The sequence below is a fragment of the Candidatus Pedobacter colombiensis genome, from assembly GCA_029202485.1.
GTDB classification, from domain to species: Bacteria; Bacteroidota; Bacteroidia; order Sphingobacteriales; family Sphingobacteriaceae; genus Pedobacter; species Pedobacter colombiensis.
In genome coordinates, this window is sequence record CP119313.1 from 2,425,928 (window position 1) to 2,440,921 (window position 14,994).

Sequence of the window (14,994 nt, forward strand, 5' to 3'; positions counted from 1 at the left end):
TACTCCCGGTTTGCTGGACAGCTATAGGTCAAACTTAAGATTATTTAGGACACTTTTTTATTATTTTGATAGAATACCTCATTTGGCGTAAGATCGTCCATTGACCGATGCCTTCGTTCATTGTTATAAAATTCCACATACCGTTTTATACCCTGGAATAATTCCATACCACCGTTAGGTGGGTTAAGATAAATATACTCCTGTTTCAAAGATCTCCAGAATCGCTCAATGAACACATTATCCAAGGCTCTTCCCTTGCCATCCATAGATATACTTACATTACTGTCTTTAAGTGCTTTAGTGAAGATCGGACTGGTGAACTGTGAGCCTTGATCCGTATTAAATATACCAGGTGTACCATGTTCTTCAATGGTTTCAAGCAGTACATCTCTGCACCATTCTACGGTCATGGTATTTGAAATGCTCCATCCGACAATCTTTCGGCTGTACACATCAATAATGGCAAACATATACATGAAGCCTCTGAACATGGGAATATAAGTGATATCAGCCTGCCAAACCTGGCCCGGCCGATCTATTTTCAAGCCTTTCAGCAAATATGGATATTTATGGTGTGCCGCATTAGCCTTGCTCAGGTTCTTTTTAGGATAAATTGTCCGCAGGTTCATCACACGATAAAGACGACGTATACGCTTGTTATTCACATGACATCCCAAATCTTTGTTAAGATACGCAGTCATCCGGTCCACGCCGTAAAACGGGCAGTCAAGAAACTTACGGTCAATCAAATTCATTATCGACTGGTTGAACAGCGACTCGCCTTTAGGCTTGAAATAATAGCAGCTGCGCTGCAAGTTCAGTAGCTTGCACTGACTGGCAATACTCAGCGCCTGGTGCTCCGGGGAAATAAGGCTACGCCTTTCAATTATACTCATTTCCCCAAGACTTTTTTTAGGAAATCAACCTGGATCTGAAGTTCGCCAATCTTGGAGTACAGTTCCTTCTCTTTAGATTCTTCCTTTTCATCTGGTTTCTCTGAACCAAACACCGTATCGGCTTTCTCAAGAAATTCACGCTTCCACGCGGTGATCTGTGTGGGATGGAGACTGTATTTGGACGCAAGTTCTTGCATGGTACTACTTTCCTTAATTGCTTCAAGCACCACTTTGGTCTTGAAAACAGAACTGAATTTTCTACGCTCTTTTTTCATTTTCAACTGTTAAATTTATGAATTTAATCAGCTGTCCAATATTTGGGGAGTATTATAATAATAGCCAGAGCTAGTTTCCAATTGATGCTTAACAACAAAATACTAGCACCAATTATTATAAATATGGAAGAGGTAATAGATACGATAGCCTGCGCAATAAATAATTTTATGGAATCAACATCCGCCGTTAGATTGGTTAATAATTTAGAAGGATTTGCCTGTTCTATATAAGCATTACTTTGTCTGGAAATCTGATCGGCTAGTTGAGTTCTAAGGTCTCTCGCTACTTTTTCTGAAGCATATGTTTGTATGATACTTTGTAGAAAAGTAAAAAGAAAAACAAATAGAATGGCTACAGAAAATTTAATAAGAATGGCATTGATATCAAAGTTACCATTGGTATAGGCATCTATTCCATTAGCTACAATTTTTGGCAATAACAAGTTAACCCCATTACTGATCAATGCAAAAAACAGCAATAGGATGATCAACCCCTTATAGGGTTTAAGCAAGCTAAAAATACTTGGTTTCCTGGGCCCGCTGGATGCTTTTCTCATATTTCTATATCTGTACCTGCTTTTCGATTGTAAATTATCAATTGTACAAATATGGTTATATAATTCTACTTTGTGAAGCTATCCATCACCTGCATAGACATTATTGCCTCTTCGGCAGAACAAGGATTGCTGGTTTTACCCAAAAAATACTTAACAACCTCCTGTATCATGGGTTGTTGTACATGTAGTAATGGATCGAATATAAACTCTTCCTCCTCATTACCTTTGCTTAAGATTAACTTATGTCCGAACATGGGAAAGCTAATTTTACCCTCTGTACCGATGATTTCACAAAGGTCAGATTGCTCACTTACAGAAAAGCACCATGAGCCATTAAAGACGACTCCATTGTGAAATAGAATATATCCCGCAACTATATCGTCTACATCATATGGACTGCCCTGATTTAAAGATATCCCTTTAGCTTTGTTTACTTCTCCAAAGAAATGAATCATTAAATCAAGCTGATGAGGTGCTAAATCATGAAACAATCCTCCTCCAGATATAGCAGGATTTAATCGCCAATTGGTTTCAGAACCAGCAATCAGATCAGAATTTTGTGGTTGTAACATTTGAAGTTGAACCAGTTTGACTGCACCTATCGCCTTTTTTTCTAAAAGAGATTTGATTTTTAAAAACATGGGCTGCGCCCTTCTGTAGTGCGCTACCGTAAGTTTAACGTTATATTTCTCAGAAGCCTCTTTCATTCTAATTGCGGAGGCAGCATTCAGGGTCATAGGTTTTTCAACGTATACCGGTTTTCCAGCGGCCATTGCACGTATAGCATACTCTTCATGTTGCAACGGAGGAGTTGCAATATAAATAGCATTTACTTCCGGATCATCAATAAGCTGTTCTGCATCGTCATACCATTTAGGAACATTATGACGCAAAGCATAGTCCTTAGCTTTTTTACCATCACGGCGCATAACTGCAACCAATGATGAATTTAATACTTTATTAAAAGCAGGGCCACTTTTTACTTCAGTAACATCTCCGCAACCAATAATCCCCCATTTGATTTCTTCAGTTCCATTTCTCCCCAGCATATTCCAAACTTTTTCTATAAAATAGTTAGGCTTATTGCTTAACGATACTTCCATGCTAACTATGATTCCCTTTATTATTGTTGAAAATTATATAATTTGGTTTTAATCGCATTTCCAGGCGCATCAGTAATATCCAGCTTGTAGAATCCTACATAAAAGACTTTTTCACACGACGTTAGCTTTATAATTAACTGATTAACAATGTAAAATATCTCGTAAATATCTTAAATAAATCGATATAAACAAAAAAGGAATAAAAATTGTTAGTTTATACTATAGGGACAATAGTAGTCTCATAACCTATGAAAACAATAAAACAAAATCTTATGAAAAAGCTAATTTTTACTATCATTTTAGGAAGTATGCTGGCATTCGGAGCAAATGCCCAGATACAAAAAGGAAATGTAATGATGGGGGCAACTCTGTCAGACATCAGTCTTGGCCTGGACAAGCCAAATCTCTTTCAATTAAATATTAATCCTAAAGCAGCATGGTTTATACAAGATGGTCTGGCTCTAGGCGGTGAGGTGCAACTGGGAATAGCAACTCAAAAAGGTTCAGGTACAACCGTTACTTATGGCGTAGGTGCCTTAGGAAGATATTATGGAATGGGCGGTGCCGATGAAGTGGTGAACAATTCAAGATTTTTTGGGGAAGCTACAGTTGGTGTGCAGGGAATTAATCCCGCTGGTGGTGGAAGTACCAATGGATTAGGTTTTAGTTTTGGTCCGGGTTTTAGTTATTTTGTAACCAAAACCATTGGACTTGAGGCTTTATTAAAATACAATGGCGTTGTGGGATTTGGATCCAGCACGTACTCGAATTACCTGGGACTTGGAGTTGGATTTCAAATTTATTTACCTGGAAAGAGTACAGCAAAAAAAGTTGGGCGAGATATGAAATAATAAACTTGCAATAACCAGGCAATTGATATTCAAAAAGCCGGATTGAACCGGCTTTTTGAATAAAAAAGAAAATTTATTTGGATAATTAAAAAGAATACGTACATTTGTGGTGAGAGCGTTAATTTAACGGGGGTAAGTCTTAGGACCTATCCCCGTTTCTTTTTTATGAAACTTTCTCATTCATAGAGATTTGGCGTTTAAATTGAGCTTAATATTTATTTTTCATAAAATCATATAGGACCTTTTTAGCAAACGATTGTCTTAACTTCAAAAATTATACAACTACTTGTGACTTGTATATTAAAATCAGTTTATTTGTATAATTTTACCAAACTTAATACTAACCAATTAATGCAGTCTAACCAATTTACATGGCAAATAGCTTGGGATTATCAGGCATTTAGAATCAAATTTATTCTTGGAATGATAATTCTTGTTGCCATTTTAATTTTTATACCACATTTCTTTTCCCTGATAGAAGCCAGGGAAGGAAGAGTATTAAATGATAAGTTGCTGGCTAATATTCCAGCAAAAGATGTTTCATCGTTGATTTTTGTTGTCTTATATGCGATGATTGGGCTGTTCTTATATAGAATGTCAAAAAATACAATCATGTGCCTTACTGCACTATGGGCGTTTATTTTTTTGTGCCTCACCAGAATAATAACCATAACATTAGTACCTCTTAATCCGCCTGCTGACATCATTAACCTGGCGGATCCCTGCTCTATTTTCTTTTACCACTCAAATGTAATTACGAAGGATTTGTTTTTCTCGGGACATACAGCTACAGTATTTTTGGGGGCGCTTTGTATGGAACGTAAAAATGATAAAATGCTAGCATTTATAGCGACCGTAATTATCGCAATATTGCTCTTGATTCAGCATGTACATTACACAGCTGATATTATAGCTGCGCCTATTTTTACCTGGGTATGTTGGTATTTAGGAAAATCAATGGCTAAAATTTAAGCCCTGGCCCGAACTTCTTTATTTAGTTTTTTAAAAAAAACAGGTTGAGTCCTTACTCTAAAACCTGTGCTTTACAGCATGGAGGGCATTATACAAATATTTTATTGATTATTTTTTAAGATTATTTAGTAACTAAAGGGAGGATTAACTCCCTTTAGAACTAAAAATATACGAGAACGTACTAAATACTTTTTGATACGCTATTAAATTCCTGATGCACATTTATGCACCAGGAATGTTGTTTTTAACAGGTACATTAACTAAAAGTATAAAAGAATGAGATCACCTCCAATTATATTACGCCAACATCTACTTATCCGTGGTGAATAATAGTTTATACGTGGTGAATGAAAAATGAACATCACTTGCTTTATGTAAATAGAATGCCGTAATTTATAAATTAAAACATTGCTTATCCGCTTTAGACATTATGGTTTTAGTATCATTTCGCCTAACTTCGCATAAAGTAATTTTATTGAGATAAAAGAACCTATTACGTGAATGATGCCTATTTTATGGTGAATACATAATAAATTAAAAAAGGCTACACCAATTAAAAAGTAAATTCGATGGATGGTAAACTAAATTGCGTTATTATTGATGATGAGAAGCATGCTGTTGATTTATTGGGTGACTATATTGACGCGATGCCTAATTTGCAGCTGGTTAAATATTTTACTGATCCACTCAAAGCTTTAATGGATATAACCATGGAAGATAATATTGATATACTTTTTATGGATGTTGATATGCCGGGTATGACCGGACTGGATTTATCACTAGCTATCAGATATAAAACCAAATACCTTGTTTTTACAACCGCACATTCTAAATATGCGATTGATGCCTTTGGTGTACAAGCCAACGAATACCTGTTAAAGCCAATTTCTATGAGCAAATTTGCATTGATGATTAACAGATTGCTCAAATCCGAATTGAACCTTAAAAAGGCTGCAAATGCTGAAGATTTCTTTTTTATAAAAACTGATCAGGTTCAAAAATATGTAAAAATTAACCTGAAAGATTTAATAGCTATTGAAGGATTAAATAACTACGTGAAAATTCATACAGTTGGTGGAATGCATATCGCATATTTAACCATGAAAGAACTTGAGGCTAAACTGGAAGGCAACAATTCGTTTATCAGAGTCCAAAGGTCATTCATCATCTCTATGGATTTCATCAATAAAGTAGAAGGAGCCTCAATTACATTAAATAATAAACTCGAAGTGCCATTAGGGACAACTTATAAGAAACATTTTCTGACTTTTCTGGAGAAAAAAACATTGAGATCTAATCGGGGAATGCCAGATTAGATCTCAATGTTAAAATAGCACTATCGAGGCCCGGTAGTTGAAGTAACGACAGTTGGATCTGTAAGATCAGTAATATACCTCACATTATTTTTTTTTGACTTAAATACAAACAATGTTGTTTTCTGCAGTTTTAATGGGTTTTGGTTCTTTTTCATGATTTCTTTTTTTTATTGAAATTATTGTTAATTCTATCCCATTTAAAAACTATTACGCGAAAGCACGACTATATTACATGAAATGAAAAAACGTTTACAAGATATTTTTTTAATAATTACCAATAACCGGATTCATTTTATTGTCTGGTTTTTATTCATTTTTTACGAGGTCGTACTAACCGGTATTGTAAGAGGTACCTTTGCTAGTGCTGGTAATTATGCAGTATTTTATTTTCTCAATATTTGCTTGTTTTACTTTCATGCATATGTGGTTATGCCTGCTGCAAAAACCAGAACTTCTAATGCCATTTGGTTACTTCCACTTTTAATTTTCATAGAGATCGTTTTATATGTTCCATTTACTATATACATCGTGTCTTTTCTACAGAAATATGCCTATCTTACTATTAATACGCCAGCTGTAATCAATAAGACATCAGTAGCTAGTGGAGTTTGGAGAAGCTCTTATTTCATTCTTTTCTCTTCAGGATATTATTATCTGATGAACTATATAAAAGAAAGAAAAGCCACACAGGAAGCAGAAAAAACACGATTACTCATGATTATCGAACATCAAAATGTTCAGGCTGAATTGATAAAATCCCAACATGCTCATCTGAAAGCGCAGATCAATCCACACTTTCTCTTCAATACATTAAGCTTTATTTATTCCAACACACGTAAGGTAGTTCCTGAGGCTGCTGACGCAATCATGGCGCTTTCGGAAATGATGAGATATGCCATACAAGATGATACAGACCGTAATTTTACAGCGCTAACGCAAGAAATTGAGCAGATAGAAAACCTAATCAGACTCCATCAGATCAAATCGGAAAATGGTCTCCATATCTTTCTTAATTATGATGATAATTTAAATGAAATTCAAATCATTCCTTTAATATTGATCACCCTTGTAGAAAATATATTTAAGCACGGTGACCTTTTACATGAAGAACATCCTGCCCGCATTTCTATCAGTTGTGATGGACAAACGCTAATCGTTGAGACAGAAAATTTAATCAATATGAAAACCACAGGTATCAGTCATCATATTGGTTTAGAAAATATAAAGAAAAGACTCCGCCTGGTGTACGACAATATGGCCTCGCTGCAAACAGAGAAAGATTTCAGGAATTATTTTAATGTAATGCTGAGAATTGAATTGAATTAAATGCTTGTTACACCTTTATATTCACGTTGTAATTCTTTATATACATAGCTATAAATAACCATTTCATGTGTGCGTTGATGCTCACTAAATAAGCGGTTAACATGCATGTGAAATAAATCCCTAAAGAGATTTAATTTCAGATTGCTATCACAATGTTGTATTGTTGTTTTAAAAGATTGCAGCAGCTGATCAGGAATAATTATTAGATCATCATTAATCCAATGGCTATTATAGTCATTCCTAAATGATTCATATGCTTTATTGATTCTTTTAAACCCGCTATTTTCAAGATGATGCTCTTTCATAAAGGCATCCTGTATGCTTTTTACAAAAGCTAATCGATCTTTGTAATCAAGTGTCAATTCATTAATCACAACTTTCATTAATTCCATACAATTGGCATAACGACCGTTAAGGCTTAGATTTTTGCCAATCACATCCATACTATAATTGCTATCCTTACAAAAATGCTGCTCTATTTTTTCTATTTCTGCATGACCATAACGTTGCAATTCCCTGCGATAAGTTTTAATCTGTATATCTGTAATATAACCGGCATCGAAATAAGCCTCCAAAGCATCCATCAATTTCGAAGTATATAAGTGACTTTTCTTTATATCTTTCAGCTGAAATCTTATTCTGATATGATTTGTTGGGTCTTTATAACGAATAAAAAACCAACATTTAAATGCTACCTTATATTTTGTTATAAACCCGGCCAATGCATTAATTAATATTTCATCCACCCTTTGGCTATGACAATAAATTTCGAAGTATAACCAATCCCTGCCAGGAACGATCACTCCAGGTATTGCATCTTTAGTTTTCACTATGCATGGTGAATAGGCTTGATATAGGGTGGTTGAATGCTGCAGACTAATCATAAATTGCTGACAATAATTTTTTCCGTCAACATCATTAACCAAGTTCTCAGCTTTAATAAATGCCTCAGTTATTATAAAATCAGTTTTCTGTGCCACATAACGTTTAAAGCTTAGCATATCAGCTTCAGATTCCTTGTCAAAACACAAAGTCTGATCTCCATTTCCGGCTGTAAAATGCCGGACTACCTCCATCCTATCCATTTCAGCCTTTAAATGATCAATATTTATAGCAGACACCTGTATTTTCCATTTTGCCGGTGATATTACAATATTGTTGTATTGAATTCTTGGATAGAAATTTAGTCCCGGAATTAACGTTTCTATATCGAACAAAAGTCGGCTTTGGATATTTTGATGTTGTAAATCGCAAAGAAAACGGTAAACTGATAGATCGGATCTATTGTAATTATAAGCCGAAGCGAGTCTGGGCACTACTCTTTTACGATACTTTTTTGATAGCAATATCAACTCATCATTTGCAATGGTTAGCAGCAAATCATCCAGACAAATCAAATTTTTGCTACAAGAATAATTCAATAAAGGCAATTCATAATCGTATATAGCTTTTCTTCTATTGATGTTGTCAACCCTACCCTCTGCCATATAAGCCACATCAAAGAATATTACATCAGGATTAGCTTCACTTTCATATTTACTGATTTCATGACAATGACGCTCAATCTCTTTACTAGCTAGTGTAAATCTTCCTGCCAGGGCGTTAGCGGTAGCTCCTCCTAATTGCTCCAAAATCACCAGGTCGTCTGCCAATTTTAACATAGCACTAAAAGTATTTGCCGGAAGTTTAAACGCCTCTGTTTTGACTTCCTGTGCTATCCTTTGCAATTCTACAACCTGTTTTCTGTCACCCTTACTTTCTATGATACAGTTTAACAAATAGCGGGTAAGCTCAGTCTGTTGGAAAGACATTGCAGCCTGTTTTCCTGTGTTTGCTGCGATCAATTCATTAATTAAGGCATCGGTAAATGCTGCGTTTTCCAAATCACCATAGCCAATTCCAAATTCAGGATCAAGTGCTATCATTAATGGGATTTCCTGATATTCATAACGTTTTAAAAATGCAGTTTTGAAATGATTAAAATCTTTATTTTCTGTCGGGGGTATTGCTAAAAGCAAATATTCTACACAACCAGGTAGGGATTGAAGTATGGCTTTATTTATAGTCCCTGAGTGAACCTTACGTTCAGCAATCAAGTAAGTATGCCCCGGACTTTGTAAAGGAATCTCATTGCGATTATAATAATCTTCACCGATGATGTTCCTATCTAAATCAGTGAATAAAAGCTGGAGAGCTATTAAACTTTGAAGTATTCCATTTAGTACGTTTCTTTCGACTTCCTGAAGGGCTGCAAAGCATATTAACTCGCTATAGGGTACCCTATCCTTACATTTATCTAAAAGCATTTCTATAAATATGCTTCTTTCAATTTCAGCCAGTTCAAACGATTGATTCTGAAGGCATAAAAAACGAATACTTATTGTCGTCATATAAATACTGGCGTTAGCAAAATATAACCGGTCAGGTCTAAATAGATCGGAATCCACAGTATGAGTTTGCCCATTAGGTTCCCAATCATTAAAAGTGTGTAAGTACTGCTTATTTTCTATAATTAGTCGATCTTCCGTATGACTAAGCTTACCTACAGCAAATCCAGCAAAACTACCAAAGGGTGTACCTCTGTATTGTGCCCTATTGAAATACTTCCATAATGTGTATTTCATTCTTGCTTCTACCAGAGGTAAATCCTCAGCTTCAATGGATTTTATTTTATCGTAAAAATCAGGAGAGGATTGACTTATTGATAATTTTAAGTCTTCCCAAACCATTTCAATTTGTGCTTCAAATGAAAACGCCGGGATCCTTAATATCAGAAATGGGTTTATAGATAGCTTCATCTATACAATTTGCTTAGGATTGCAGATTTAATAAAATCTATTACATAGACACCTCATAATATTACATAAACAGCTTAACTAAGTTTTCTATTTGCAGACTGTTGTGTACTTTTTTTGTCACTTAAAGCGCAATTAATGATGGTTTCAGGTGATTTACGCAAAATGTCGCCATGAAGCGTATAAAACGCTGTGGTGTATTTTTATTCGTATTACATTTAGTTTACCAAACCAAAAATAGCAGCCAGGATATTTTTTTTGAGGCCGTTTTCGGGCCTGTATTCCACCTGTAGAATGGCAGTATTCAGCTCCTTTACAAATTCGATATTAAGTCGACTTCGGTTCGTCTCTGGTTCGGAAAAACCCAATTGAAACAAGCCCAAAAGATGAACCTTTACTGACCTATATTAAATAGCGCTATCCGGGCTGCAAAGTTGCCGATAAAAAACCGATAAAAATTCAGTTTATTAAGCAATGAAGCCCGATCATTTAGGTATGATCGGGCTTCTTGAATATAAAAATCAGGGAATAACTTACGATTTAGGATTTAAGGCCGAATTGATACGAACCAATAAATCTTGCAAATGATATTTACTCATGCCTGTTGCCGCAGGTATTGCAGCACGAATATCTTTTGCTAAAGTTACTAAATGAGCACGACTGATGCTTGAAACATCTGATCCTGTAGGGTCAGCCATTCTCATACCAGGGAAACTTGGCATAGCTGATGATGACGGAGCAGGTGCTACAATTAATTTAGTCATATTATCCACGTAAGCTTTTTGTAAGTTTCTTCTGTACACATCAATATTTTTATGTGAATACAATTCAGACCAAATACCTGCTTTAAGATCACCGAACAGATTAACCGGAGTATAAGCTTTAGCACCGCTTAATGCTTCTTCATTAATCAATTTACCAATTGTGTTCGCATTTTGAAGTTTAGCTAAAGTATTTTTTTGAATACCCTGGAAAAGTTCTGTTGCATTCATCCCCGTACGTTCGATTAAATCTTTATTGATTAACCATGTTGGCGTAGCAAACAATTGAGTATTAAGGAAAGTCATAGCCTCTTTTTGTTTTGCAAAAGGAACTGCCTGAAACATTCCGCCTTTCTCTTCTACAGTTTTAGGCGTTGCATAAATACCGGCAACATTTTTAACTACATGTCCCATATAACGACCGTATTGACCAATAAGTTCACTATAAAGTGTTTTTGCATTCTGATAACTTTCGTTAGGTTCTTTGCTCCATGTTAAAATATTAGGTAAAATGCGCTTAAGATTTTTTATACCATAAGCAGAAGCTAACATTGCATTATCACCAATATCTTCACTTTGGTTACGTGGATCATTAGGATCATTTTCTGTACCGAAAGTTAAACGCTTATTTGCGCCAACTCTTTTAATAATGTTTTGGTTAGAATATGTTGCTTCTTCTTCCGGAGTATTAAATTCAGGTAACCATCTATATCCCCATTCAATTGCCCACATATCATAATCACCAATTCTTGGGAAGATACCCTTAGTGCTAATGTTATCTTCCGGCTGAGCTACATAATTGAAACGTGCATAATCCATAATTGATGGGGTATGGCCATTTTTCTCAACCCATTGTTTGTCTCTTAATTTTTCAACAGGGACTGTTGCTGAAGAGCCAAAGTTATGGCGTAAGCCTAAAGTATGTCCAACTTCATGAGAAGAAACGAAACGGATCAATTCGCCCATTAACTTATCATCAAATTTCATTTTACGAGCTTGAGGATCAATTGCCGAAGCCTGGATAAAATACCAGTTTCTTAGCAATTGCATAATGTTATGGTACCAGTTGATGTGTGTTTCTATAATTTCACCTGTGCGTGGGTCATGTACATGTGGACCACTTGCATTGGCAATATCAGATGGTTTATAAATGATAACGCTATGTCTGGCATCATCAATATTCCATGTTGGATCATTTGGTGCTTCTTTGGCTACAATAGCATTTTTAAAGCCTGCTTTTTCAAAAGCAACCTGCCAATCATTCACCCCTTGAATAAGGTAAGGAACCCATTTTTTTGGTGTTGCAGGATCGATATAATAAACAATTTGTTTTTTTGGTTCTACCAATTCTCCTCTTTTATATTTTTCAATATCTTCAGGTTTTGGCTCTAACCTCCAGCGCGTAATTAAAGCCTGGTTTTTTACACCTTGTGGATTGGCATCAAAATCTACATAACCAGTAGCAAAATAACCTACCCTAGGATCAAAAAATCTTGACTTCATTTGTCTTGATGGCAACAATACCATTGAACTGTTTAATTCGTAAGTTACTGGTGTTGATGCTGGTGGAGCACCGCCCATCATCCCCATCCCTTGTGGAGCAGATTTCATAAAGGTTTTAAGTGTTCTGATCTCTATATTCATAGGGTAAGCTTTAATTTCCTTGATATAGCTTCTATCAGGCATTTGTCCACCTAACGACAATGCTTTTTTTGTTCCTGCATCAAAAAAGAAGATATCGTTATCACTGTTCATATAATCAGTCACATCAATAACAACCCCTTTAACACCAGAAATAGAATCTTTGGCAAAAGCTTTGATATCAAACGAAGCTACCAACGGCTGAATGTTCGAATTCATTACTGATTTGTACATCCCTTGCTCCGTGGTATCTCTTGAACGCTCGCCATAAGAGATACTCTTTAAATATATTTTGTTTGAAGGACCTTTTTCAAAACTAATCACATTGTCGCCAATTTGATCACCACCATAACCGATCATAGAGGCGCGGTTACCAGCAGCAGCCTTACTTATTCTATTAACTGTTAATATTTCTCTGCCCAATAATGAATCGGCAATTTCAAAGAAATAGCGATCTTCTACAAAATGAACTTTAAACAAACCATTGTCTGTTTTTGCTTTAGCAGTAATGATCTGGTTATAAGGCTTAGGGCCTGCTGGAGGGCCACCCGGACGATTCATTGCATTCGGATTACCTGCAGGTGGTACGGTAGCAGGTGCCGGAGTTGGCGTTTTTGGATTTCTTTTTTGCGAAAAACCCTGATAGCTGGCGCAAAATAGCACCAGTGCGATCAAACTTAATTTCTTCATTTAGATTATAGATTTATAAGATTGTTTGGTAAGTATGATATAACCTTATTGGTAAGAACATTAACCTTCCAAAAAGCTACTGTTCTTACCTTAAGGCAATTGAGTCGTTATTTTTTCTTAAAGACAGCTAAGCCACTTCTAAGATAATCTGCATATTCTTTAACATTAAAATTAGCACCTTGAACAGGTACCAATGGAGTCAAGTCCTGACCGGCCAGCACATATAAAGGCTGAGCATTAGATCCGTATTTTGTAGCCTGAAAATCCAGGTTCCAGTAGCCCAAATCATCCGTATTGCGTTTCAAAATATCTGAATAATGAACTTTCTCTGCAGGCATCTTAATGTTACGATCATCAGCATACAGCTGGATCAATACATATTCTTCATTGATCAGGCGGGCAACTTCTTTGTCAACCCAAACCAGATCTTCCATTCTACGGCAGTTTACACAGGTATGCCCGGTAAAGTCAAGCAAAACAGGTTTATTCACCTTCTTCGCATATTCCAAACCTTCGTCCAAATCAAAGAACGGATGAAATCCTACAGGTGCCTTTAAAGACTCACTATATTTTACTTTAGCAGGAAAATCAGCTGATACCACACTTGAAGCAGATGAACCATTTCCACTTAGAATAAAATCCTGGGTATTTGTTGGCGGAGCGAGTCCACTCAATATGCTAACCGGAGCTCCCCATAAACCAGGAACCATGTACATGGCGAATGAAAATGAAAGGATGGCAAAGAATAATCTTGGTACCGATACATAAGGAACATCACTATCATGTGAAAACTTGATCTTACCAAGTAGATAAATTCCCATCAGGATAAAAATCACGATCCACAATGCTAAGAAGATCTCTCTGTCAAACCACTCCCAATGCCAGGCTAAATCAGCCGACGAAAGGAATTTTAAAGCCAGGGCCAGTTCCAGGAAACCCAAACATACCTTTACACTGTTTAACCAGCCGCCTGATTTAGGCATACTGCTTAAAAAGCCAGGGAATACCGCTGATAAAGTAAATGGCAATGCTAAAGCCAATGCAAATCCAAACATACCAATAGCCGGTGCCAGCAATTCACCTTTAGAGCTAGCTTGTACTAATAAAGTGCCAATAATTGGTCCTGTGCAAGAGAAAGATACTAAAGCTAAAGATGCGGCCATGAAGAAAATACCTCCAAGACCTTTACTGTTGTCTGCTTTATTGTCTATTTTATTGACAATAGAACTAGGTAAGGTGATTTCAAAAGCTCCAAAAAAGGAGATGGCAAACGCTACCAGTAAGATAAAGAACAAAAAGTTAAATAAACCACTGGCACTTAAAGCATTCAATCCTGCAGATCCAAATATTACGGTGATCAACAAGCCAAAGGCTACATAGATCACGATAATAGAGAGACCATAGATTAAAGCCTGACCAACGCCTTTGCTTTGGCTCCCTGCCCGCTTTGTAAAATAACTAATGGTTAATGGAACCATTGGGAATATACAAGGCATAAGGAAGGCTAGAAAACCACCTACAAGACCTGCAATAAAGGTTTCCCATAAGGTCTTTTCCATTTCGGTTTTATTAGGCTTCACAACGGTGCTTATAACCTTTGTAGCTTTTGTCGTATCTGTAATAGTCGTTGCCGGGGCAACTATGGCAGTATCTGCTTTAGGGGTTGTTTCGGGTGCAATCTCTGTAAATTCAAGATCAGCAGTCGAGGTATCTGGTTCCTGTGCTAATGCGCAGGTAGCGGAGCCGAAAAGGAGAAAAAGCCCAATGACAAGCACTTTCATGCTTGTCAAATAGTTGTTTAAAATCATTAT

At 36.2% G+C, this 14,994-nt stretch carries 11 protein-coding genes; 4 read left to right on the forward strand and 7 right to left on the reverse strand.

The features are described from left to right. Window positions 1–44: 44 nt before the first annotated feature. From P0Y49_10290 to P0Y49_10305, 4 genes are all read right to left on the reverse strand, one after another. The gene (locus P0Y49_10290; protein WEK21525.1) at window positions 45–896 is read right to left on the reverse strand and encodes an IS3 family transposase; all 852 of its coding nucleotides are present in this window, start codon (window positions 894–896) and stop codon (window positions 45–47) included. Beyond that, window positions 893–1,171 (reverse strand): transposase, encoded by a 279-nt coding sequence (locus tag P0Y49_10295; protein WEK21526.1) that lies wholly within the window; start codon window positions 1,169–1,171, stop codon window positions 893–895. The genes P0Y49_10290 and P0Y49_10295 overlap by 4 nt, the downstream gene beginning before the upstream one ends. 23 nt (window positions 1,172–1,194) lie before the next feature. Then, complete coding sequence (locus P0Y49_10300; protein WEK21527.1) at window positions 1,195–1,728, reverse strand: ABC transporter transmembrane domain-containing protein; 534 nt, start codon at window positions 1,726–1,728, stop codon at window positions 1,195–1,197. 65 nt (window positions 1,729–1,793) lie between these two features. After that, entirely contained in the window at window positions 1,794–2,831 is a 1,038-nt protein-coding gene (locus P0Y49_10305; protein ID WEK21528.1) for a Gfo/Idh/MocA family oxidoreductase, read from the reverse strand. Window positions 2,832–3,103: 272 nt separating this feature from the next. Here P0Y49_10305 and P0Y49_10310 point away from each other — a divergent pair, with 272 nt between their 5' ends. From P0Y49_10310 to P0Y49_10325, 4 genes are all read left to right on the forward strand, one after another. Continuing rightward, window positions 3,104–3,682 carry a hypothetical protein gene (locus P0Y49_10310; protein ID WEK21529.1) on the forward strand — a complete coding sequence of 193 codons (579 nt, stop codon included), beginning with the start codon at window positions 3,104–3,106 and terminating at the stop codon, window positions 3,680–3,682. A gap of 351 nt (window positions 3,683–4,033) precedes the next feature. Then, a complete protein-coding gene (locus P0Y49_10315) occupies window positions 4,034–4,654 on the forward strand; it encodes a phosphatase PAP2-related protein (protein WEK21530.1) in 621 nt (206 codons plus the stop codon). Window positions 4,655–5,223: 569 nt separating this feature from the next. Further along, window positions 5,224–5,970, forward strand: coding sequence for a LytTR family DNA-binding domain-containing protein (locus P0Y49_10320; GenBank protein ID WEK21531.1), 747 nt, complete (start codon window positions 5,224–5,226; stop codon window positions 5,968–5,970). Window positions 5,971–6,207: 237 nt separating this feature from the next. Continuing rightward, window positions 6,208–7,296, forward strand: coding sequence for a histidine kinase (locus P0Y49_10325; protein ID WEK21532.1), 1,089 nt, complete (start codon window positions 6,208–6,210; stop codon window positions 7,294–7,296). Here P0Y49_10325 and P0Y49_10330 read toward each other — a convergent pair. The 3 genes from P0Y49_10330 to P0Y49_10340 form a co-directional block, all read right to left on the reverse strand. Continuing rightward, entirely contained in the window at window positions 7,293–10,094 is a 2,802-nt protein-coding gene (locus tag P0Y49_10330) for a thiopeptide-type bacteriocin biosynthesis protein (GenBank protein ID WEK21533.1), read from the reverse strand. The two genes, P0Y49_10325 and P0Y49_10330, sit on opposite strands and share 4 nt — an antisense overlap. Before the next feature lie 530 nt (window positions 10,095–10,624). Beyond that, the gene (locus P0Y49_10335; GenBank protein ID WEK21534.1) at window positions 10,625–13,183 is read right to left on the reverse strand and encodes a zinc-dependent metalloprotease; all 2,559 of its coding nucleotides are present in this window, start codon (window positions 13,181–13,183) and stop codon (window positions 10,625–10,627) included. Window positions 13,184–13,290: 107 nt separating this feature from the next. Then, window positions 13,291–14,991, reverse strand: a complete 1,701-nt coding sequence (locus tag P0Y49_10340; GenBank protein WEK21535.1) for a cytochrome c biogenesis protein CcdA — start codon at window positions 14,989–14,991, stop codon at window positions 13,291–13,293. Window positions 14,992–14,994: the final 3 nt, after the last annotated feature.